Source organism: Desulfobulbaceae bacterium, assembly GCA_013792005.1.
In the GTDB taxonomy this organism is placed as follows: Bacteria; Desulfobacterota; Desulfobulbia; order Desulfobulbales; family VMSU01; genus VMSU01.
In genome coordinates, this window is record VMSU01000190.1 from 69,155 (window position 1) to 93,610 (window position 24,456).

Here is a 24,456-nt window from a genome sequence, read left to right on the forward strand (position 1 = left end):
CTCCTGGCTTCAACAGCGCAAACCTATTCTCCTGGGACCTTTTTTAGGCGTTTGAAGGAGGTCCAAGATAAGACAACTTAAAACTTGGAGGTCATGCCATGCGAAGTGGAGTTCAGGAGCAAAAGAGACAGGATCGAGCGGGAGTTCAGGGGATATCGGCGAGAGGGATTCTGGTGACAGCCCTGTCATTGTCAGTATGGTGCCTCATCCCTAGCATCGAGCCTCTGGCTGCCCTACACAGAGTGCAGTCGGATGAAAGCCGGGCTTTCTTGACTCTTTCAGCCACGGAATCGGCAAGCCAACGCACCGGAACCGGTCAATATATTCCCCGCTTACGACTGCAAACACCTGAAGACACATCTGCCGGGATAAACAGCTCTGGGCCGCGAACTGGCCTTATCGGCATTGGTGATAGCCTGACCCATGGCACTATGGATGCCACCAATAACCAGATTAACACCTCGAACGCCTATCTGCAGAAGGTCGCTGATTCTCTGGCGGCGGAGATCCCCTTGCTGTTTTCACAGCCCTATTTCAATGAGCAGGAGAAGCGGATTAACCCGTTCCTTATCCCTACTAATGTAGCGGTTGACGGTGACGATATCTTTTCACTGGAAGGGTTGGAGTACTATAAGCGGGTAGGTGCCATTGACAACCTTCTCAGCCGCGACCTTGTTGCCGACCGCCTGTTGCCTGTCTTTTTGAAAGATAACTATGACAAGGTAATCTATCCCATTAATCTCTTTACCCGGAAGCCGACGTCTCAACTCGATGCGGCTATATGGTTGATGAACAACGGCGCCAGACTAGCCCGGGCGGAACGGACGGTGACGGTGTTCTGGGAAGGGAACAATGACAGCAGTCTTGCGACCTTGGGCGGAGGCGGCAGCAATCCTCAGTTTCAGCCAATCCCTTTCGATGTGGTGAAAGATGAGCTTAAACCCGGCCTCCGACTCTTGCTTGCGATTGGCGAGCGCCAAGGCGCTATCTCCTTTGCCCCATACACTCAAGAAGCCATTGAACGCAACCTTACTGATGCTGACGATTTTTCCGCTCAATACGAAAAGGCGCTGAGCAGGTTTCTTGCCGAGACGGTTGGTGCGTCTGCGGAAAACACGGTGCTGGCAGTAACCCTACCGTATTACAGCGCCGTTGGCTATTTGATGGACTCGGAGGATCTTGAGTTCTATCTGAGCAAGATCGATCCTACATACTCCGTGCCGCCTACGTTTGTACGAGTGGCGCCGCCGGATAGTCCAATTATCAATCCCCTGCAGGGAGACAGGATCTCACTGCTTACCTTCGGCATGATGTGCGCCTATCTCAGCGCCGGTCACACGGTGGAGGAGGTTAACCGGGTTCTTGAGATAGATGGTCGGCAACGAGACGGTCTAGTGCTTTCCGAAGAGGAACAGCTGTTTATCATGACCCGCATTGACACCTTCAATGAGGCGATCCGTGCCGTGGCTGCGGCTCATGCGCCAACGGTGCAGCTTGCGGATGTGGGGGCTTTTCTTAATGAGACCTTTCTTGGCCAGCGGGTTATCACTGTGGGTGGGCGGACATTTTCCCGAAAATGGGTGCGGGGCAATGGTTTTTCCTTGGACGGGGTCCATCCCGGCTATACCAGCCAAGCGCTTATCGCCAATCTGATCATCGAACAACTTAACGAACTGTTGGGGATTGCTGCTCAGCCGGTGGATTTGGAAGAGGTTATCCTCCACGATCCCTATATAGACTGGGATGGTGACGGTTGGGCAGCCGGACCGGAGTATGCTTCATCTGGAATAACGCGCCTGCTCTTTATGTTTAAGGACCCTAATGACAGCGATCCTGAGGTGCAGGTGGAACTGCCGACCAATGTCTGGGACCTGATTTCAGATACCTTGCTGGCCGAGATCCTCAATATCCCCGCCATGAAGGATGAGGCAAAACGGCGAGGAATTACCGTGGCTCCTCACTGTTTGGAGTGGGTTAATTGATAAACAGTAGTAAGCTCAAATTCCGTAGGTAGGCAGAAAGTAAAGATGTCAGATAGCTATCTCTGATGCGCCTGAATCAGAGCTCAATAGTTATCTTGATCCCGTCATTCTTTCGACCTTTCAAGATGTCTACCGACTCATCATAAAAACAAGAAGGGGGTGCCAGAAAATTTTGTGAGCACCCCTTCAATTTTTCAAGCATCACAGTAGTTACCATAACTTGGTACCAATGCAGGAATATTTGAGATTGCTGATCAACACATCGCACTCTAAAAAAATTAACTCCTGATCAAGCGACCTACCCCTTAATTGACATCGAGTCCTGACAGTACAACAATCGAAATTTGTCACGGAAAGCAAAGCGCGTCTATTGAGAACCATGATATTTGACGCAATCCTGACCAAGAAGGCTTTGTGCTGAAGGCTTAATGCTTGACTCTCACAAGCTTTGCTTGATAACATGAAAGTTATTCAGGAGAAATTAGTACCGTAACCCATTGAGGCACAAAAACTTATTGCACGAATCATTTCGGCGCCACTACCACACCGAAGGAGACCGGCGTCACTTGAAATTTAATAGACAGGTCCTTTCGTAGTGAGAGAGTTTGCAAAGTTCACAAAAAGGTGAAGGGGTATTCGCATGGAAAATGGTATCCTGAAAGTTTTTGGAAAAAGCCCGATTGCCAGGAGGCTGACTCTCTCAATCATTCTGTTCAGCTCCCTTATCACCCTGCTCATAACTATCGCTCAACTCTATGTAGACTATCGGCACGATGTCGGCCAGATTCACATCGAGATAGGGTATATCAGTCAAAATCACCTTCCAGCCCTGAATCATTCCATTTGGGTCTATGACCCCAAAGCGACTCAACTCATCCTGGACAGCTTGGTCAAATTTCAAGACATCGAATTCCTCGGCGTCACCGTCAAGGGCAAGGAGGAATGGCACAGCGGCACCATTTCATCAAAGCGGCAAATTCGAGAGACAGTCCCGCTCGAATATCTCTCCGCCGGCAAGATGACCCCCATTGGCACCCTTGAGGTTGTTGCAAGTCTTGACACTGTATACGGGCGGCTAGTGCGCAAGGGGGTCATGATCCTCTTGGGCAATGGGCTAAAAACCTTCCTTGTCGCTTTTTTTGCACTTTTTGTGATTCAAAAATTGATAACCAAGCATCTTGTCAAATTGGCAGACAACGCCCAAGTCGTTACCGCTGGCCAAGAGATCATTTTCACCCTGGACAGAGCGGGGGAAAAGGGGACATCCCCAGACGAGCTTGACTATGTCGTCTCAGCCTTGAACTCCATGCAGGAGAGATTGTCTCAGGATTTCATCAACCTCAGCCGGGCCAAGGAACAGATACGGGAGAACAGCCTGCTGCTCCAATCGGTGATGGATGGCACCACGGATTGCATTTTTGCCAAGGACAAGCAGGGGCGCTACCTGCTTGCCAATCGGGCTACTTGCGAGACGATCGGCAAGCCGCACGAAGAGATCATCGGCAGAAACGATTCCGAATTGTTTCCATCAAGCTCGGCCCAGGAGATAGACGGCAACGATTCAACCGTGCTTCGCGAAGGGAAAACAGTGCTCGCCGAGGAAAGGCTTGAGACTGCCTACGGTCATACCGTGTGGCTGACAAACAAGAGCCCATGGATGGACGAACAAGGGCAGGTTGTCGGGCTCATTGGCATCTCGCGCAATATTACGGACATCAAGAACTACGAGGAGGAAAAGCGGCACCTGGAAGAGAGACTCAATCAAGCCCAGAAGATGGAGGCCATCGGCACCCTGGCCGGTGGTATCGCCCATGACTTCAACAATATCCTGGCCGCCATCATCGGCTACACCGAACTCGCCCAGGATAGCGCCCCGCCTAACTCAAGGCAGGCCGCTGATTTGGAAAAGGTACTGCTATCCACCCTACGTGCCAAAGACCTCGTTCAGCAGATCCTCGCCTTCAGCCGGCAGAGTAAGATGGAGGCCATCCTTTTCCAGCCAGCCAACATCGCCAAGGAGGCTCTCAAACTCCTCCGAGCCACTATCCCCACCACCATCGACGTGCAACAGGATATCGACCCCAACAAGTGCGGGTTGATCCTGGCCGACCCAACTCAGTTCCATCAAATTATGATAAATCTCTGCACCAATGCCATGCACGCCATGGAAAGCACCGGCGGCCGCTTGACCGTTTCCTTACGAAATAGACAGGTCGGCGTCGATCCCCTGCCCGCTGACCTGCCTGCTGGTGCCGATGCCTATGTGGAGCTCTCGGTGCAGGATACCGGGCACGGCATCTCGCCTGAGGTTCAGAGTAGAATATTCGAGCCCTATTTTACTACCAAAGGGGTGGGTAAGGGCACGGGCATGGGCCTGGCCATCGTCCACGGTATCGTGCAAAGCTGTGGCGGCCTGATCACCGTTGAAAGCGCCGTGGGACAGGGCAGCACTTTCAAGGTCTATTTCCCGGCGGCCAGACAGGGGGATATTGTCGAGGGAAAAAAGACTGCGGATTTACCAGTGGGTAGCGAGCGCATTCTCCTGGTTGACGACGAGGAGTTTCTTGTTTCCTACGGCAAAGAGTTTCTTGAGCGTTTAGGATATTCAGTCACCGGGCGCACCAGCAGCCTGGAGGCACTGCAAACCTTTCAAAACCATCCCGAGCAGTTTGATCTGGTGATCACCGACCAAACCATGCCGGGGCTGACGGGGATTGATCTCTCCCGGCGGCTGCTGCAGGTGAGGCCTAATATCCCGATCATTTTATGCACCGGCTTCAGCGGCCTAGTCGATGAACACGCGGCCAAGGCGGCCGGCATCAAAGCATTTACCATGAAGCCCATGCTAAAAAAAGGCATAGCACCCTTGATACGAGAGGTGTTGGCCACGGCGCAGGCAAAGCACTAGTGTGCCGTGTTAAGAGGAATATCGATTAATTCAGCAGGGAGGAGAAAACCATGAAGACGATCTGGCACAGTATTGCCATACTTGCGACGAGTGTTATTTCCCTGACGGTGGTCTCCCCATCTTGGAGCGAGGATAAGACCTATACCCTCAGTTACAGCTCAGGGACTCTTTTTCATGAGCTGGTACGAGACCGGATAAAGGTCGTTTACGAGCGGGCCGGACTCAAGGCGAACTTTGTGGCTCTGCCTCACAACCGGGCTCTGATGAGCGCCAACGACGGCACGATCGATGGCGATGTGGGGCGGATAGCCTCGACAGTTGAGAAGTACTCGAATCTGGTGCGCCTCAACGTCAAGGTGATGGACCTAAACGGCGCCGTGTACACCACCCGTGATGATATTGCAGCCTATGACGACTCCATCCTCACCAAGTCCCGGGTTGGCTATATCCTCGGGGTACGGTGGACTGAGGACAAGATGAAGGGGCTTGAGGCAACCGTGGTGCAGACCTACCCTGCCCTTTTCGACCTTCTCCTCGATAATAGGGTGGACGTGATTCTCACCACAGAAGAAAGCGCCGAGCCGATCATCAAATCCTTGGGTGACAGGGCCGCCCCCATCCGAAAGCTTCAGCCCTTTGCCTATACAGCGCCGATCTACCATCTCTTGAACAAAAAAAACGCGGACATCATACCCCGCCTAGAAAATGCCCTGACGGCCTTGCAAAAGGAAGGCTATTGGAAAGATTGAGTCTATTTCCCCTCGTTTGGGCTTCGACTCATGCTACGCAACCTGACTCATTAATAAATGTTTTTTCTCCACCATCCATTAATCACAAAAGCCCCTTTGATGGAGGTGATGATAATTACTGAGCAGATCGCAAATTGACGAGAACGCCTGGGAGCGTTTTCAGCACCCCCTTCGACTTTTCAAGATAACGTATCGCCACCATTAGAATTTTGAATCTTGGTGGCGTGTCGATGCCTTCCGTGTATCATGCCCGACAGTATGTCTCCCCCGGTGACAGGACAAGAAAAATCCAGCAAATCCGATCAGACGGAAGCAGCCACATTTACGGCTTCTTCGTGCGGTACACGCTGCAGTACACTTTGGTGTCGTTCCCGTCACTATGCACCCAGGAAATGATGAAATTTCCCTTGGCTGATGCAGATACCACAAAACTATTTGCCGGCTTGTCTTCCACATTCAGCTGTGAGCCAGGAGTCCCCCACTGACCATTATCGTTTTCAGCAAAAGAAAGACGGGTGAAAGCGTCATCACCCCTCTCCATCCAAACGGCAATCACTTTTGCGTTATCCGCCATAGCACAGCTACCGAAGACCACGAACTGATACTGCTGCGGATCTGCGACCAAGGCATCATCCGCACCGGGATGGCTCCACTTCCCTTCCCGGTACTGACTCAGGTACAGGGAGTGTCTTCGGTCTTGGAAGTCTGTCCATAACAGAAGAACATCACCGTTGCTCGACATGCAAAGATCATTGATATCAGTTGCAATACTGGCTGTCGGGGTAACAGCATCATCAGAAGATTGGGGATGCCTCCACTGGCCGTCTATACGTTCACTCTTGAAAATGACATTCTTGTTGCCAACCCCCTGCTTCCAGAAAATAACCGCATTGCCCTGATCATCCATCGCCACTCGAGGGGCGTATGCGCCTCGTCTCCCCTCACCTTTTGGGTTGATAAAGCTTTTCAGGTCTTCAGGGTGGGTCCATGCATTGCCTGAGGTAGGCTGAAAATGATGGACACGAAAACTCTGATGATTCATAAACCAGAGTGGAGGTGTCACCATGGAAAAAATTCCGCACGGCCGGTACACAAAGGAGTTCCGGGAAGAGGCCGCCCGGATGGTGCTTGAGGGCGGCCTGTCTGCCGGGGAAGCGGCCCAGCGGCTCTCCTTGCCGAAGAGTACTCTCGAGACCTGGGTGCGAGCAGCCAAGGTGGGCAAGCTCGGCAATATTGGCAAGAATCGACGCCCACTGACTGAGGTAGAGATAGAATTGGCCAAGACCAAGAAGGAGCTTGCTATGGTCCGGATGGAGCGTGACATCTTAAAAAAAGCAACCGCGTATTTTGCCAAGGAGTCGCTGCCCGGTACGCGCTGATGGAAGCCATGCGACCCACCTATCCCTTGCCAGTGCTGGGCCAGGCTTTGGCGGTATCTTTGAGCGGTTACCATGCCTGGCGCACCCGGCCGCCGTCGCGCCGACAACGGGAGGACGCCAGGTTGGCGACAGAGATCAAGGCGGCCCACCGCCGCACCAGAGAGAGCTACAGCGCTGAGCGTTTGCAAGGGGACTTGGCTGATCATGGGGTGCGGGTTGGGGTTTGCCGGATCAAGAGATTGCGCCGTGAACTCGGCATCCGCTGCCTCCAGAAGAGAAAATTTAAAGCAACGACCAATTCCAATCACTCCCTGCCGGTGGCCAAAAACTTGCTGTCCCAGAATTTTGCGGCCAAGGCTCCCAATCGGGTTTGGCTGACGGACATCACCTACATTCCCACCGATGAAGGGTGGCTTTACCTGGCCGGACACAAGGATATCTGCACCGGCGAAATCGTCGGCTACGCCATGAGCAACCGGATGACCAAGAATCTGGTCAGCGAATCTCTGTTTAGAGCGGTGACCGTCAAACGGCCTGCTGCCGGTCTTATTCATCACTCGGACCGTGGCAGCCAGTACTGTTCAAGGGAATACCGTAAGCTATTGCAGCAATTCAAGATGCAGTCCTCCATGAGCCGCCGAGGCGACTGCTATGACAACGCTCCGATGGAAAGCTTCTGGGGCACCCTGAAAACCGAGCTGACCTTCCACCGGCGTTACCAGACCCGGCAGGAGGCGATGCGGGATATCCAAGAGTACATTGAGATCTTTTACAACCGGCAGAGAAAGCAGAAGAAGCTTGGCTATCTTTCCCCGGCCGCTTACGAGCGCCGGTTTTATCAAACGCAAAAAGCTGCGTAGGGTTTTCGTGTCCACTATTGACGACCGACCTCAACTTTCTCTTAGGAGTACCATTGAGTCGTTCAGAGGGCATAGCCTCTGAACCTGCACCTTGCCCTCAGGGCAAGGTTTCTAATCATTGAATCAATGAAGCGTCCTGAAAAGATTATTTCACTCATGGAGCGAGTGGCCCGCTTCCTCTATTTTACGCTACCCACGTCAAACAGTAAGGAGCCAAAAAAATCAAACAAGGCGTATCGTGAGTCAGTTGCCGGGAGTCGTTGTCGGTAGCGGAGTTTGTACGGGACGGCGCTTGGCCACATTGATCAAGAAGAATAGTGAACTAAGATTTATCCCCTTGATAGTCCCCTCTATATCGGTAACAATATATTCAGGAAATGAAAAAAGTTACATTCAGTCCTGGAATAGCTCCCATGAATATTTTCCCTAGCTTGACAGTGCCGTTAATAGGTGCTTATATAAGTCCTGTAAACAGACCAAAATGGAGGCCAAATGAATACCATATTTTCTGAAGACATTGTCCCTGTCAGCATGCTCAAATTAAATCCTGGAAAAATAGTCAAACAGGTGCAAGAAGTACATAGGCCGGTTGTTTTAACCAGCCGAGGTCGAGGTGTTGCTGTTGTCCAATCCCTAAAGGATTATGAAATAGGCATAGAGCAACAAGCTTTCATGAAAGCAGTTGTCAAAGGAATGGTTGATCTTGAAGAAGGCCGTGAAGTAAGCTTGGCAGCTATAAAGAAACATTTTAACATCTCCTAAGATGTCCGATAAAATTGAAATTATGTTTGCCAATTCAGCTCTTCGGGATTTGGGAGATGTAACTGAATACTACAGAGAGCGGCAAGTTCCCCACGTTGGAGAAAAAATGGTTGTTAATATCATAAACGACGTAGAGTTACTTGGGGAACAACCAGACATGGGGCGTATTGTCCCCGAATTTGATTTGGAATACCTTCGAGAATTGATTAGACCGCCTTTTAGAATCGTTTATCGGCGTGACCGCAATAAAATTCGAATTGTGAGAGTTTGGCGGAGTGAACGATTGATGGTTCTGCCCAACGCATGATGCTGTCCCTTTTTATTTGAGTACGTCGCTACGCGGTATGAATACAAGAGCCACTTTTGGTGGCCCTATCCCTAAGACTTATCCCCTTGATAGTCCATGTTAATCTGAATCGATGCAGACTGCACAAATTAAGCCATCCTGCTGAAAACTCGTTATCGTCAGCATCCGTCCTTGCTCCGAGCCGTTAACAGAGACGAGAGCGCAAACACTCCCGTTTTGTCGGTTAATCTCTGTGATGGTCAGCGTTTGATCGGTCAGGCCTCCCAGCGCCTTTATTGCCGCCTCACGGGAGCACCAGAGCCGTAGTCGCCATTCTGTTGCCTCCTCCGGCAATCCGGCCAGAAGTGTCATCTCCTTGGGCTTGAACGCTATCTTGGTAAATTCAGTATCAACTACTCTGAACGGCTCAATATCAATGCCTATTCCTCCTGAATCGGATAGGCGGGCGGCCAGAGCCACGACATTGCCTTGCGAATGGGACAGGGATATCCGGGGGGTCCACCTCAGCTTCTCGATCCAGGGACCATTCGCTTGAGGTTGGCCCTTCTCGTCGGCCACAATGATAATATCAGCCGGCCACACATCTTTACAGCCCTGTTGACAAAGCAAACGTCGAATAGCTTCCTTGCAAGCGAGCCTGGCCAATAGCCATTCCGTCCTTCGTGTCTCGGGATAACTCAGTCCGTACCACAGTTTACGCTCCTGTCTGCTCAGAATGATGTGGGCAATAACCTCTCGCAGCACGTCGCCATCAGCGCCGGTAAAGTCCAGTTGTCCTGCCGATAAGATGCTGCAGGCAAGGCACGAGTTGTCGATAGGTTGGTTATGCGGAAGAGGCCAAGGGCGGCTGAGCATGACATCCCGACTGCCCCGGAAATGATGGAGGTATTCGGGCATATTGATCCGTTTGTGGCGTAATCCTTTGATCCGGCACTTGAGTGACCCGTCCTCATCACTGAGGATGATGTCCGAACGGATGGCATCACCCTCAGTGGCGCTCTTGGTCAGGCAGGTCGTGTCGTTGGAATTAGCGGCAGCGTAGAAATCTATTTCCTCGGCAGCCACAGGGAAAATAACGTACTGGTTGGGGATGAAGTGTGCAGCCCAGAGGCCGACCACCTGACCTGCCGCATCGAGGTGGAGTGGTGAGGAGAGGAGGTCGGAACTTTTGTCCCGGAAGAGGGGGACATGATGTTGGATGGTAAGCGTTGCCGCAGCACCACCTTTACCCCAGCGGCGCACCTTGCCGATATTTTGGAAGGCCAGCCCGTGGAAAAGGGCCAGCGGATACAATTGGTCGGGTATGCCGTCCGCAGTCCAGGAGGGATCGGCCTGATCGTCTTCTTCGCTTATTCCGCGAGATAGGGCGTCGCTAAAGAGAACCGTTCCTTCCATAGCGGCTTGACCTGCGTGGCGGGGGCCGATAAAGAGTCTTGCCAAGCCTTGGTTAGACTCTTTTGTTTTTTGTGCCAGCACGGTTATCTGGAGTTGTCGTTTCTTGAAGATAATCCAATTTAGAGACTTTACAGAGCGAAATCCAGACAGATTTTTGCCGGGGAAGAGTTCGGCGGCGGCAGCGGCCAATAGCTCAAGACTCATAGTAAAAGGCATTACGGCAAGGCCATGGAGACTTTTGTCATCTCGGGAAACAGCGCCGCCCAAGGTGTGATCCTGCAAAAAGATATCCCGGTCAAGATCGAGAACAGACTCAAGTTCAACTTCCGTTTTATCTACAACCTTAGCCACGTGATCGATAAGGGTATGCCGATTGACTTCGGACTGGAGAGGTTGTTCGAGGAAAGAAATGATCTCACCCAAGGTCCGTAAGCGGTTCAACTGTTCAGAGCGGTTGTCATCAAAGCCTTCAAGTTCTTTGCCCAAGGCCCCTAAAATCTCGACCCGCTTGATTGAATCAATTCCCAATTCCGCTTCAAGGTCCTGATCAAGAGCCAGCATCTCTTCTGGATAGCCGGTGCGCTCACTAACCAGCCGTAACAGGAGCGTTTTGGCCTTAATAGTGGGGGAGGGAGCAACGGGCAAGGGAGAGGATGGGGCAGCTGGCGGATTCTGTTGGTGAGTGGGCGTTGGTGTTGGATCGGCAGGGCGGGTGGCAACAGAGGAGCTGACAGGGGGAGTTGCTGGAGTTTTGACAACGCGTTCATGTTCCCCAGAGCTGCTGCCAAGAAATCCTTCCATGGTCTGACGTTGGATATCGAGAAAGCGCTCCATGGTTTGAAAGTATTGATCCATCACCGGGTTGGTTGGATGTGTTGCTGAAACCTGTGGTGGACTGGGCATATCCTTCACTGCCGTAGATTCCATTGGGGTCTGTTTGGTCAAAAAAGAGAGGTCTACCCCGTCCAGCTGCAACAGCGGTAAGTCCCGATTCAGCACGATCCCGCCTGGCGCAGTGTCTGGCAGGGTTTGCAGGGTGAAGTCGATCTTGATTGCCTGGCGATGGCTATAGAGCTTCGATAGCTCCATTGGTACCCCATGGGCGGCAGCCATGCCAAGGGCATGCAGTAATTGTTTGATTCCTGAGCGATGATGTGCGTTGGTGGCGACGGCGCAGTGCGGCTGGTCTTTGAGGATATCATTAACAAATCCGGTCAGGTTGGCGCGGGGACCGATCTCCAGAAAGATGCGAACACCATCAGCGTACATCGTATTAATGGTCTGGTGGAAGCGGACAGGTTTTACCCACTGTTCTAGAGCCAGGTGTCGGATCTCCTCGGGCTGGTCAGGGTAGCGGTCGGCTGTCAGGCAAGAATAGAGTGGTATTTCAGGTCGCTGGAAGGGCGCTGCTTCGTACAACCGGCGCAGGCGCTGTAGAGCGGCTTGGAATCGCTTGGTATGATAGGCGCGTTGAAAAGGTAAGACTTGGCAGATGGCCCCCAGCCGTCGCAAGCTGGTCTCGGCCTTGGTGATGGTCTCGTCGGTGCCGCAAAGGACAAATTGGTGCGGACAATTGGCCATGGCCAGACACAGGAAATCATGGCTGTCACCAATGACTTTATCCACCTGCTCGGCGTTAATTCCCCCCACGGCCAGCAGTTTGCCATGGGGGATATCATCGGCTGCCTGTAATGATTCAATGATGCTGTTGCCAATCCGGATGTAGGAGAGGACATCCTCTTCACCTCCTGCCAGGGTGACGGCCCCTGCTGCTTCAAGCGCGGCCAGTTCTCCGGTGCTATGGCCGACCACGGCATCCGGCCTGATGCTTAAGTCGGTGAGAATCCGAAACAGGGCTCGGTTGGCGGTACTGACCGCATCCGCCGCACCAGCCATGGTGAAGATGGTCTTTTCTGCCTCGTGATGCTCACCTGGTGGAGGGAAGATAAACGAGCTGGGCAATAGGCCGTTTTGAAGTCCGGCATAGGCCCGGTCAAGCAAGTCGAAGCAGGAGCGCGCCTCTGGAAAATATCGGCAGAGGTCAGCCAGCATATTAACATATTGCGAGCCCTCGCCTGGAAAGAGAAAGGCTACTTTGCCGTTTGGGGCGAGTTGGTCCTCGAAAAAGAACAGACCGCTTCTGTCTTTGATCTGTTTACGAGCTGGGTCCGCCAGAATTTTTAAGACATGGCGGAGCTTTTTTTCAAGGTCTGACCGATTGTTTACGATCATGGCTAATCGGGGTCCATCTTTTTCTAGTTTGCTGTTGACAGTGAAGCTCATGTCCGCGAGTGAACTGGCTAGCGCCTGTGGCGAGTCGAGCCAGGTGGAAAAATTTTGAATCGTCCTGATCAGAGTGTCTCTCGTGCTGCCGCTAAAGACAAAGAGTTCGGCCTCCCATTCACTATCAAGTCCTTGTTCTATCTGGTTGTTTTCGTGGTGTTCCTCAAGGACTACATGGGAGTTGATGCCGCCAAACCCGAAGGCGTTGACTCCGGACCTGCGCGGATACCCTTCATGGCCATGGATCCACGGTCTGGTTTCGGTGTTGATGTAAAATGGGGTCTCTTCAAGGTGAAGATCGGGGTTAGGGGTGTCGCAATAGAGTGTCGGAGGTAGCACCTTGTGGTGAAGAGCCAGGGCGGTCTTGATAATTCCGGCGATGCCAGCCGCTGGGATGAGGTGGCCGATCATCGATTTGACTGTGCCGATGGCGCAGCGAGATGACATTTCGTCCCGCGAGCCGAAGACAGTGCGCAAGGCCTTAATTTCAGTGGCATCGCCTAAAGGGATGCCGGTGCCGTGGGCTTCGATCAGCTCGATGGTTTTAGGATCAATTCCTGCGGCATCATACGCTCGACGCAGGGCGAGGACTTCGCCGTCAAGCCGGGGTGCAAGTAAACCGGAACCCCGTCCATCGCTGGAAGAACCGACACCCTTGATTACCGCATAGATTCGGTGCTGGTCCCGAATCGCATCGGACAACCGTTTGACCACTATCATACCGATGCCTTCGCCCAGCATGGTGCCGTCGGCATTCTGATCAAAAGGCTTGAGATGCGGTTGGCGAGAGAGCGCGCCGAGGTGGCTGAAGATCATGTGAATAGGGGCATGGGTCGAGATTTGAACCCCACCGACAATAGCGGCGTCGCACTTGTGCAGGGTAAGATCGTCGGTGGCAATTTCGAGTGCCAGCAGACAGGAGGCACAGGCGGCATCCATAACCAGATTGCGGCCATGCAGGTCAAGGCGGTTGGCAATGAGGCCTGCCACCAGATTATGGCAGAGACCTGGCGCGGTTTCAGGAGAAAATGGGGGAAGTTGGATTTTAAGTTTTTCTTTGAGCAGGGCGAGATCGGTGTCGGTGTATTCTGGGTGCAGTTGCCGCAGGAGGGCTATGGTTTGGTCGATGACGACGCTGTGTTGCATCGCTGACATGAATCCCCGGTTGACATAGGTACCGCGGCCAAGGATGACTTCAGTTTTTTCCCGGTTGATGGGTAAGGTGGGAAAGCCGGCGTCAACCATGGCGGCATAGGCCACTTGCAGCGCCATGAAATGTTCTGGTTCAGCGCCATCAATGGCCCGTGGCATGACCCCGAACTCAGAGGGGCGAAAAGGCGGCAGGTGATCAAGAAAACCACCCATTCTGGAATAGACCCGATCATTGGCCGTGCTGTCTGGATCATAGACTTGATGCAAGAGATTCGTGGACGGCGCCTCACCGATGGCGTCGACTCCGGCGACGATATTGTGCCAAAAGGCTTGCAGGCTTGGGGCCTTCGGAAAAAAACAGGCCATACCGACGATAGCGATATCAGCGCTGGTGCGGGTCAGGTCAGGTCGGCTCATATAACGTCTCCTTCGCTGGTGTGTCCTGCTTTTTCAGTCAATCGGTTTAGTTCCTTGCTGCCAGTGGCTTCCAGTCGCTCGATCATACCTAGCAGGACTCCTTTTTGGTCGATAAAATAGAGGTTAAAGATAATCCCATGTTGGTGAACGCTTTCCACCACCTCCAGCTGACAAGACACCTCTGTCACCAGAGAGAAAGGCTGGTACAAATGGACTGCCGCCATGGCTGACGGGAGCATGGTCATGTCCCGATGGAAGCGGGTCCAGATCAGGGCCAATTGCAGCCCGCCATCCAGCAGGATGGGGTCGGTAAGCCAATTTCCTGTCGCGACATTCTGCAGGCATTGCCCAGGTTTCGAGGTCTTGAGAGTTGCCCGCAGGCCGTGGTCGTTAATCCCCTCGATAGAGGTGATGCATTGAAACAGAGGACCATGAAAGAGCCATTTGTCATAGGTCTCATTTATGGACATTCCCAACGGGTGCAGTTCACCAAGCACGGGTAGGGGGCGGACGGCAACAGGCGGTGGGGACTGATGCAACTCCGCGATGCCGCTATAAGAGAGGCGGCCCCCTTCCTCTGTCGAAATCCCGAGTGTAAGTCTTCGGAAGTTGTTTCCGGTTGTGGTGGTCTCGTGAGCCGAAATTACGATTTGGAGACGCTCCTGTTCAATGACAATACCTTTCAGCACTCGGACCTCGCGTATCGCCGTGACCTGCCAGCCGGGGTTGAGGGTGGCGGCTGTCTCTGCCATGATTTCAACAGCTACGGCGGCCGGCAACACCGGCCTGCCATCCAGACGGTGGTCATCGAGATAGAGGTGTGTTTGCGGATCGAGTGTCAGTGGCACAAGGGTGGGGTGATTATCATTATGGTGTGGGGTAATGCCTTGCAGTAGGGGGCAAAGAGTCGATGGCGCAGGGAGGTTGGCCAAGGCAACCCAAGGGCCGTCACCGAGCAGGATTTCGACTTCGTTCTGTTGTCCGTAGGTTATCTCTCGAACGAAGGCTAAGGCCCCTTCATCCTGGCCCACCAAGTGCACCTGACGCTTTAAAAATTGCTCTTGGACCTCCGGGGTTGCCATGCCGGAGCCAGCCCATGGCCCCCAGTTAAGGGCAACGGATCGTCCCGACCAGTGTCGATTCAGCCACAGCGCAGTCTTATTCATTACTTCATTGGCGGCAGAGTAATCGCATTGGCCCCGGTTGCCAAATGTGCCAGCGACCGAAGAGAAGAAGGCTACGAATCGTGGCGCTATTGTTGGCAAGGCGTTGGCAATGGTCCAGGTACTGTTGGCTTTAGTGAAGAAGACCCGTGCGAACGACTCCCATTTTTTATCAACAAATAACTTATCCTCAATAATGCCGGCGCCGTGAATGATGCCGTCGATGGCGCCGTATTGCTGATGAATGCTGGTCAGGAGCGCCGAGAATTTTTCTGAGTCGTTGACGTCGACCTGGTGATAGACGACCCGACTGCCCGCCTGTTGCATCCTGGTCATTGCTGCGCTGATTTCGCGTTCTGCCAGCAGCCGACGACAAGAGTCTTCAACTTCGGCGATAGTTAAAGAGAGCTTTTGTTCCTGCGACTGTTTGATAATGGCCTGCTTGATTTCCAGGGCGGAGGAGAGGTGGCTGAACTCTTGGTTGGTACCAGGAGCAGGGGCTGGTGAGCGGCCAAGCAAAATTAATGTAGGTTGGAACCGTTCTGCCAATTCGATGGCCACCCGGGCGGTAATACCCCGAGCGCCGCCGGTTATAACTATCACCCAATCCGAATCGGGATGCAGTTCGGTTTCAGTGACTTGCGGCAGGGGCGCCAGCCGTCCGACTAAACCGTAACGGTTGCCGCCGAACAGGCCGATCTCTACGTGTTCGTCAGTGGTGATCAGTTCAGCAAAGAGAGAGTGGGCAATGGTTTCGACGGGGTCGGCAGGTGAGGTGTCAATGACTTTGACCCGGACTTCCGGCCACTCAATCGCAAGGGTCTTCATGAAACCAGACAGCGCGCCTTGCCCTGGGAAGAAATCTTGTTGATACGCATCGTCCAAACCGAACGTGCCGCCCATGGCGGTTGCGGCTGCCACCACTCCCCGGGAGTCCTTGAGATCATCTGCAAAGTATTGCAGGAGTGCAAACATTGGCTTGATGTCGGAAATCAAGCGCTGCTGCCATTCGGCGGCATTTATCTCGGCAAAAGGAGCAGGCATCGGCTGCAAGGGAGAGAGGTGGATGAAGCCGCTGATTCCGGCATGACGTTTTTTGATTAGGTCGGCCAGCGACGCGGTAGCGGTTTGGTCCAGAAAATATTCCGTCCAGTTTCCTGCCAGCTGGCGCTGTTTACAGGATCTGAGCAGCAAAACTTCACAGCCATTTTCGTGGAGAGTTCCGGCCAAGGTCTCAGCTATGCCGTGGCCGTCATCGGTGATCAGCAGTGGATAGCGTTTGGGTAAGGGTAAGGTCTGGGACGGCAGAGGCATAGGGCTGGATTCTACCACACAGCGAGGCAAGAAGGCAGGCGGGGGCTGAACAGAAGTCACTGGTTGAGGAGCTGATGAAAACTCCTGATCGGACAGAGGCGGGTCTTCGGTCCGGGATGGTCTTGTGGGTTCTGGCTTTGTTTTGGCCCAAGACAAGATCTGACGTAAAGTCCGAGCTTTCTCGACCTCCGCAGGTGGGACCCCCCTCTCGCCGTCGGTATCGCGACCTTTAAGGAATTCGCCAAGGATCTCTACCCGCTTGATGGAGTCAATCCCTAAGTCGGCCTCCATGTCGCTGTCCAAGTCGATCATCTCTGGCGGATAACCGGTCCGGGCACTGACTACAGCCATCAATTCGGCCTCGGCGTCGTAAGCAGGAGAAAGGATTTGAGTCATCGGTTGGTCTGAGCTGTCGGTCTCATTGTTCACTGGGAGCGGCTCAGGCGGAGTCACTCGGTGATCATCACTTGTTGTTTGGGGTATACTTCTGGTCTCATCGTTTGCGCCAGCAAGGTAGCGCGCCATCACGGCGTGTTGGGTATCAAGAAAATGCCTCATCAACTGTTGAAAACCGATCAGGGCGGCATCTCGGTTTTCCAGCGAAGGATGAGACGCCGAAGAGACGACAGTTTGGTCGGTTGCTGATTGAACGGGATGGTGAATTGGTTTGCGGATAACGTCGTGAAATTGAAAAGGAGTAAGAGGCGGCAATGCGGGCTTGTCAGCCGGTCGGGCGCCGGAGCCATTAACGAGCCAGGTGGTTGGGGAGAGTTTTTTTTGGGGCTGATCGCATTTTTTAGTGAGCCGACCTGCAAACAGAGGGACAAGGTCGATTGGTGTTCCATGAATAAAAAGCTCGGCAAGGGCGAAATGCAATTGAGTAAAGGCAGATCGACCCCGTTGATTAGTCACGACAGCTAGGTGAGGGCGATCTCCCAGGATTTTGTCGACCAGGCCGGTGAGCACTCTGCCCGGACCACACTCCACAAAGATTCTCGCCCCGGCCTGATACATGTTTTCGATCTGTTCGACAAAGCGAACCCGGTTGACCAGGTGATTGACCAGACTGTCTTTGATTGATGCGGGATCAGTCGAGTGGGGCGCTGCGGTGACATTGGAATAGACCGGTAATTTCGGCTGCTGGATGGGCACTGATTTTAGGTAATCGGTCATCGCCGCGCAGGAAGGTTTGATCAATGGGGAGTGGAAAGCGCAGCCTACCGGAAGCTGCCTGACTTTGATCTCCTGATGTTCAAATCGTTTCATCGCTGCCTGAATCGCCTCCGTGGCGCCGCTGATGACCACTTGGTCCGGGGCATTGATGTTGGCGACCCATACTCCAGGGATCTCGGCTATTAATGATTCAACACTGTTGGCATCGGCTTCAACTGCTGCCATGATTCCGGGGGCGTCTCCCGTACCTTCCAGGATGAACCGGGCTCTGGCTTCTGAGAGGTGGAGGAGGTCTTCTTCGCCAATGGCCTTGGCAACGCATAGGGCAACATATTCACCGTAGCTGTGGCCGGCGACCATGTCTGGAATTACCCCCAAACGATGAAGCAGATGATAGATGGTAAGATCGGATGTGCCCATGGCCGGTTGAGCGGCAGTGGTTTGGGCAAGTTCCGCAGCCTGTTCACGTTGTTCTGCTGTGGTGAATACCTGAGCAGGAAAGATTACAGAGGAGAGCGGTGTTGAACGCCGAGCAGTGAGCAGCATGTTGCTCCGCTCGAACAGTTCCTGGACCCATGGAAACTGGATGGCCAATTCCGCCATCATGTTAACGTACTGTGATCCTTGGCCAGGAAAAAGAAAGGCGACCTGCTGGCCTGCCAGGGAGGAGTTCAAACGGTAAAACAGGCCACGGGGGTCAGTAAAGTGCTTGGGGGAGTTGTTAAGTTCTGTCAAGGCCTGGTCAATTTTGGCTAGCAGGTCTTCAGTCGAGTTGGCGATGAGGGCAAGTTTCGCCATCATGCCCTTGTCGCTGGCAGGATGAGTTGAGTTTTTCAGTGTATTGGCATGGGAAAAATCTTTTAAGGAGGCGGTTTTCGATTGATTGACCACGGTCTTGAACTGATGGAGCGCCTCCGACAAAGTCACTCCATCAGTCGCTTGCCAGCAGAAAAGCTCTGTCGGCCAGTCCTGATAGGATGCAGAAAGTTCCGATTGGTAATAGGAGCCAAGGTATTCCTCAAGAACGGTATGGTAATTGGTGCCGCCAAAACCAAAGGCGTTGACTCCTGCCCGGCGTGGATGCTCCGAGCGGAACCAGGGTCTCGGATCCCCGTTGACATACAAAGGGGACCCCGCTTTTTGCAGGCCGGGATTGGGCGTTTCAACCCCCAGAGTGGGCGGCAACACCTTATGATGCAGGGCCAGCGCTGTTTTCACCAGACTGGCCAGGCCGGCAGCGGATTTGGTGTGGCCGATCATCGATTTCACGGAACCGATAGCGCAGTTGCGGGGAGTTGTGTTTTCAGCCTGCAGGACCTGGGAGAGAGACTCTATCTCAATCTTGTCGCCTTCGACTGTGCCCGTGGCATGAGCTTCCATAAGTTCTACCGTTGCTGGTGAAAATCCGGCTTTGGCGTAGGCCCGTTTGAGGGCCCTCATCTGACCCTTGACGCCAGGCGCGGTTAAGGAGCGATCACGACCGTCGCTTGAGGCTCCCATTCCTTTGATTACCGAATAAATTTTGTCTCCATCTCTCTCAGCGTCGGCCAGCCGTTTTAGGACTACCGAGACAATGCTTTCACCGATGACGATGCCGTCGGCCTTGGCATCCAAGGAGTTACACACCCCTCGTGGTGACAGGGCATGAGTCTTGGAAAAACACATGTAGGTAAAGGGGTTTTGCATACAGTCGGCGCCACCGGCTATTGCCAGGTCGCAACTACCGGTCTCTAGTTCCTTGACCGCACTGTACAGGGCGGCAAGAGAAGAGGCGCAGGCTCCGTCAACCAGGGTATTCATCCCACCAAAATCAAAACGGTTGGCGATTCGTCCGGCAGCAACGTTCATCAGGATGCCGGGGAAGGAGTCCTCGGTCCATTCTGGGAGATGGCCATTAAAATGTTTAACAATATCATCTGCTTGATTACCAAAAAACATGGGGAGCATGGTCCTGAAGCTATAGAGCTGGGCCAAGTCGCCGGCACCGCTGATCCCCATGGTCACCGCGGTTCGTTCTCGGTCAAAAGGTCGGCGGTCATAACCGGCGTCACGGAGGGCATGTCGCACCGACTCCAAGGCCATGAGATGAAGCGGTTCAACAGAGGGGATCATCTTGGGCGGCATGCCATAGTTCAGGGGGTCGAAAGGGATATCGTCCAGAAAGGTGCCCCATTTTGCGTAAATCCGGTCAGGAGTATACCGGTTTTCGTTGAAGAGAGCGGTGAAGTCCCAGCGCTCTTTGGGAATCTCCCGAATGGCGTTAACCTTGTTGACGATGTTATTCCAGTAGTGAGTTGCATCCGGGGCGAGAGGGAAAAATCCGGCAATACCGATGATGGCGATGTCTGAAGGTTGCGAGGTGGCGCTCTTTTGGGGGAGGGTGGTTACGGAAGCGGTTGCTGCTGTGATCTTGTGGAAGCTGTTAATTGCCAGATCATGATGAAGCTCGGCAATAGTGGTAATTCCGGTTTGGAGGGCTGCCATCTGTCCGACCATGTAGATACCTTCTTCGTGCTGAACGGCTTCGTCAACGACTTTCAGTGTTGATTTGTCTGAGCGGGTGACCCCCTTTGCGGCTATGCGTAGTCGTCCTCGCTCCATACCTTCCAAGATATGCCTTGCTTCTTCAATGGGTATTTTCTCTGCCAACAGCCTTCGTTTTTCGCTTAAAAAACACGTGGCGAACGGAGTTGTAACACACCGGACAGCATGTCCTGGTCCAGTTTCAAGCAGGGTGGTTTGCTGGCAGTCGATCATTTTCTGCTGGTACAGTGGCACGATGGCGCCGGAAGTCACGGCTTCTTTGGTGAAAAGGTACGCGCTGCCGATCTGTAGGCCGACACTGGCGCCACGGGCTGTTAATGGGGCGGTCATCACCCCGAGCATTGCTGCAGAGAGCGAGTCTTTGATTCCACCCGCAAAGAGGATGTGAAATCCTTGCAAGCTGCCGGATTTCTCGGCATGAACAAGGAGTCGTTGGATCATGGTCTCCCAGAGAACAAATCCACAGAAGGGTCCGACATGGCCCCCTGCTTCGCGGCCCTCGAAGATGAAGCGGCGCAGGCCGTGATCGATAAAAATATCGAGGATACTGACGGTGGGGATATGGACATAGGTGTGAATTCCCTCTTTTTCGAGTCGTTTGGCCTGGTGAGGTTGACCGCCGGCCAGCAGCGCAAATGGAGGGCGGTGTTTAATGAGGACATCCAACTGCTCTGCAAAAACTTGTGTCGGCAGGAACCCGAGCAGGCCCACTCCCCAGTTGGAGTGGTTAAGCAGTTTTGCCGTGGCGCTGAAAAGAGAATCCAGCTCGTCGTGACGCAGCCAGGCGGCAGCCAGGAAGGGAATTGCTCCCTCTTGGGCAACGGACAGGGCAAATTGGGGCGTGTCGCTGACCCTGGCCATGGGACCTTGGACAAGGGCATACTTAGTGTTATGACTTTTGGCCATAGCGCCGGTTGATGAGAATGGATTCCCTTCTGTCATCAACCGACAGTGTTTTTCAACGCTTTGCTTGATTGCCTGGACAATGCCGCTCACAGTAATAAACGTGTCGGCAAAGTAGCTGGCGACGGCAATGTCTTGTCCAAGCATCAGGAAAACGTGTTCTTCGTCAGGGTGACGGGTCGTCATGGTCTCAGCAAGGTGACGCCGCCATTGAAGCAGGCGGTCATCGCTGCCCAGCGGTTGTTGGCATAACTGCTGTTCAATCTGGTGCAACTCGTCAATGACTGTTGAGCCGGAAAGGGATTGAATCCGGTAAGTTTCGCCTACTTCCTCGCCAATTATTTGGGTCTTCCGGCCATCTTGTTTGCGAAGGATCTGTTGAGCTTTGGGGGAGAGAGAGGACTCTCGCGCAAGGCACAGTTGTGCGTCAAGTATCACTCCAGCAGCGCCAGCCATATAACAGGCGCTGGCAGTGTGTAGGCCTATGCCGCCGTGCACCCAAACCGGCTCTGAAAATGCTGCTTTGACTTGCTGCAGTAAAATGAAGGAGGTCTCTGAGCCAACTCTGCCTCCGGCTTCGTTGCCTTTGATAATAAATGCGTCAACACCGCAATGGTGGCCTAACGCCGCCTCATTAAGTGAGGTGCATTCGAGCATGATGGTGATTTTGTGTGTTCGGAGGGAGGATACGGCCTCGTGCAATTGTTCCGGTTTCGGTGTTGTTAAGATGACCGTAGTCAGCCGGGGAGGAGGAGCGGAACAGACTCCGAGAAAAAAATGATCGACTACGGCATTGATTTTAATGCCGTAGTCGTTGATGGCAAAGTGGTCGAGTTTGTTGATGGAGGCGAGGGCAGTGGGAGTATCGTCGCAAAAGGTTAAGTCAAGGACTCCCAACTCTCCAGCCCTGCTGCCGGCAATAGCTAAAGATGGATCAAGGAGACCTGGAATTGTGCACGTTATAATTGATATCATTTTTTGCTTCTCGGTTGATATGACTATTGAGTCGTAGCTTGGATTAGGCCGTTGTTTGACCATGAGAATCCGAATTTGTCTTTTCGAGTGTCTCTGGCTTTCACTTTTCGCCAGGGTGACGTTACATGGCAACGATAAGCATAATAACTTATTGATACTGAGATTGAACTAACAATGATTGAGTGAATTGGCAGACCATCAACGCAACTTCACCCTGATTCTTTGATTTTCCTATTAATTAGGAAAATCAAAGAATCAGGGTGAAGTTGTCAGTCTAACTCAGTGGTGAATGTTTGGGATTTACAGGGTAACACAACCGGTGGCTGGGCAATGTTCACTCAACCATCGGTTGCGCCGGATGATGTTATTCTACTTTCCCGGTCAGGCCGAGATAATCGTCAAAGGTTGCATCGCCGTCTGTATCAATGGAAATCAACCGTGGATCCTTAAATTTTACGAATCCACCAAGATCGAGTCCTTTGATGCAGGCAGGCGGTGCAAAACGATTGGCATTTTGCAGCATGAGATTGATGGTGGTGTCTTGTCCTGATGTGTCGGCCAGGAGGTCGTCATCACCGGTGCTGATTGCTCCGCCACAGACTACTCCCAGAGAGCGGATAGTCGGTTGTACAGAGATGACCCTGGAGAGGAAGCCAGGATCGCCACTGGCACAGACATCATCACAGGTTCCGCCTACTGAGGCGCAATCGCTGTTGGCGCTGCAAAGGATCGATGGATCGTTAGCGCATTGCTTGGTAGCGAGTTGCATGCCGGTTTCGATATTAAGGTCGAGACAGGCGCCAAAGAAACTGCAGTCACCGACAGTTGGCGCATCCTGTGCCAGACAGCTATGGGTGCTGGGCAGTTCGCCGTCAAGCAGGCCGTCGTTGTTACGATCGAGTACCAGGGCGACGGAGAGGTCGTTGAGACGTACTGACGTTTCAACATCGGAAGTAGAGATATCGTCCTGGATCAGCAATCGTGGCGGAACGTCGGCTCGAACGCAGAACAGAAGCGGTTGTGCCGCATTGATGTTGATCTCCGCGAGCTTGGTTTTCGTGGCAGTGCATACCACGCGCTGGGCCAGCGGTAGAGTGGTGCAGTCCACACCTTTAAAGCCGTAGCAGGCGCCTTTTGCTATGGCGGTCTTGACAAGACTTTGCTGGCAGGTGCCGCTGCAATCCGCATCCGTCTTGCAGGAAACGGTATTGTCGTCGCTACAGACACCGACAGACAGTGTCCCGCAGTCCACCGGCAGGAGATCGCCCAGTGTCTTCCCTGTGCTATTGCATCCGGTCTTCAGACGCCCGGATGTGGTCATGCTGGCGAAGAACTGATTAAAGGTGTCGTCGGAGAGGGCGACGAAGACCTCGTCGACACCGTTAACCGGCAGGGATGGGATCGGAGCCGGAGTAAGTACAGCGCCTGGAGTGGGCTCGACCTCGGGGTCAACAACCAGGGTCTCAAAATTTCCCTTAAGTCCGGCAACAAGGCCCTGAGGGGTGATCTGTACGTCGCTTAAAATCGCCGACAGTTTTTGGCCCGTTCCTTCGACTTCCTGCTCATCGACCTTGATATTTTCCAGGGCAATGGGGTCAGGTGCTGATGAACCGACTTCACCCTCGAAGTTGATGTCGATGGTTTGTCCAAAACCGATGACTGGAATGAGGTTGTCCCCGGCAATGATATTAACCAAAGCGGCAATCGGAGTGAGAAGAATATCGCAAAGGGTGGCGAGGCAGCCGATAGAGGCGTGAATGTTGCCGGTGGTTGGCTGCGAGTTGATCGGCTTGGTGAAAAGTGGAGCGCCCGGAGCCTGGGTGCCAAGCAGTTGTCCCTCGGTGATGTCGAATTCCAGTTTTGCCCCGGACAGGGTTGTGCTGGTGGTGCCGGAGACATTGGTCTTGGCGACACAGACACCAAGCACTTCGGTGCGGCAGCGTCCTTTTGCCTCCATGTTGATTTTCACTGTGGGCAGATTTATGGCAACGTGCATCTTGTCGTTTTGAAAATCGACCGGACAGGAGATTTGGTTCGGATCCATTTCGAAACCGGTGACATAGATACGAACTGTCGGGTCACAAGAGCAGGCTGAGACTTCCATCTTTTGTGAACCTACCTCCTTGTTGAGCATGTCCTTTTTCAGGTTGTCATAGAATTGTTGGCCAGCCCCAATGCACCGCTTGTTGA

9 protein-coding genes are annotated in these 24,456 nt (G+C 53.2%); 6 read left to right on the forward strand and 3 right to left on the reverse strand.

Going from position 1 to position 24,456, the window contains the following annotated elements; all coding sequences use genetic code 11:
* The first annotated feature begins 98 nt into the window (after window positions 1–98).
* From FP815_12365 to FP815_12375, 3 genes are all read left to right on the forward strand, one after another.
* Complete coding sequence (locus tag FP815_12365) at window positions 99–1,982, forward strand: hypothetical protein (GenBank protein ID MBA3015721.1); 1,884 nt, start codon at window positions 99–101, stop codon at window positions 1,980–1,982.
* 640 nt (window positions 1,983–2,622) lie between these two features.
* Window positions 2,623–4,890 (forward strand): response regulator, encoded by a 2,268-nt coding sequence (locus tag FP815_12370; protein MBA3015722.1) that lies wholly within the window; start codon window positions 2,623–2,625, stop codon window positions 4,888–4,890.
* Window positions 4,891–4,940: 50 nt separating this feature from the next.
* A complete protein-coding gene (locus FP815_12375; GenBank protein ID MBA3015723.1) occupies window positions 4,941–5,639 on the forward strand; it encodes a transporter substrate-binding domain-containing protein in 699 nt (232 codons plus the stop codon).
* 322 nt (window positions 5,640–5,961) lie between these two features.
* Here FP815_12375 and FP815_12380 read toward each other — a convergent pair whose 3' ends face one another.
* A complete protein-coding gene (locus FP815_12380; GenBank protein ID MBA3015724.1) occupies window positions 5,962–6,705 on the reverse strand; it encodes a hypothetical protein in 744 nt (247 codons plus the stop codon).
* Between FP815_12380 and FP815_12385 the strand changes: the two genes are divergently transcribed.
* From FP815_12385 to FP815_12395, 3 genes are all read left to right on the forward strand, one after another.
* Window positions 6,704–7,878, forward strand: a protein-coding gene (locus FP815_12385; protein ID MBA3015725.1) for an IS3 family transposase whose coding sequence is annotated in 2 segments (ribosomal slippage) — window positions 6,704–6,980 and window positions 6,980–7,878 — 1,176 coding nt in all. Because the reading frame shifts where the segments join, the coding sequence is not laid out codon by codon here. The genes FP815_12380 and FP815_12385 overlap by 2 nt on opposite strands.
* Window positions 7,879–8,370: 492 nt before the next feature.
* Window positions 8,371–8,640, forward strand: coding sequence for a type II toxin-antitoxin system Phd/YefM family antitoxin (locus FP815_12390; GenBank protein MBA3015726.1), 270 nt, complete (start codon window positions 8,371–8,373; stop codon window positions 8,638–8,640).
* Window position 8,641: 1 nt separating this feature from the next.
* The gene (locus FP815_12395; protein ID MBA3015727.1) at window positions 8,642–8,947 is read left to right on the forward strand and encodes a type II toxin-antitoxin system RelE/ParE family toxin; all 306 of its coding nucleotides are present in this window, start codon (window positions 8,642–8,644) and stop codon (window positions 8,945–8,947) included.
* A 99-nt stretch (window positions 8,948–9,046) separates the two neighbouring features.
* Here the strand turns inward: FP815_12395 and FP815_12400 are convergent, their stop codons facing one another.
* Together FP815_12400 and FP815_12405 are read right to left on the reverse strand one after the other, a co-directional pair.
* The gene (locus FP815_12400) at window positions 9,047–14,194 is read right to left on the reverse strand and encodes an acyltransferase domain-containing protein (protein MBA3015728.1); all 5,148 of its coding nucleotides are present in this window, start codon (window positions 14,192–14,194) and stop codon (window positions 9,047–9,049) included.
* Entirely contained in the window at window positions 14,191–22,329 is an 8,139-nt protein-coding gene (locus FP815_12405; protein ID MBA3015729.1) for an SDR family NAD(P)-dependent oxidoreductase, read from the reverse strand. Before FP815_12405 ends, FP815_12400 begins: the two co-directional genes overlap by 4 nt.
* Window positions 22,330–24,456: the final 2,127 nt, after the last annotated feature.

Excerpts from the sequence above, each read along its gene's own strand:
- FP815_12365 (MBA3015721.1), top strand. The coding sequence starts at position 99 with ATGCGAAGTGGAGTTCAGGAGCAAAAGAGACAGGATCGAGCGGGAGTT.
- FP815_12370 (MBA3015722.1), top strand. The coding sequence starts at position 2,623 with ATGGAAAATGGTATCCTGAAAGTTTTTGGAAAAAGCCCGATTGCCAGG.
- FP815_12375 (MBA3015723.1), top strand. The coding sequence starts at position 4,941 with ATGAAGACGATCTGGCACAGTATTGCCATACTTGCGACGAGTGTTATT.
- FP815_12380 (MBA3015724.1), bottom strand. The coding sequence starts at position 6,705 with ATGGTGACACCTCCACTCTGGTTTATGAATCATCAGAGTTTTCGTGTC.
- FP815_12390 (MBA3015726.1), top strand. The coding sequence starts at position 8,371 with ATGAATACCATATTTTCTGAAGACATTGTCCCTGTCAGCATGCTCAAA.
- FP815_12395 (MBA3015727.1), top strand. The coding sequence starts at position 8,642 with ATGTCCGATAAAATTGAAATTATGTTTGCCAATTCAGCTCTTCGGGAT.
- FP815_12400 (MBA3015728.1), bottom strand. The coding sequence starts at position 14,194 with ATGAGCCGACCTGACCTGACCCGCACCAGCGCTGATATCGCTATCGTC.
- FP815_12405 (MBA3015729.1), bottom strand. The coding sequence starts at position 22,329 with ATGGTCAAACAACGGCCTAATCCAAGCTACGACTCAATAGTCATATCA.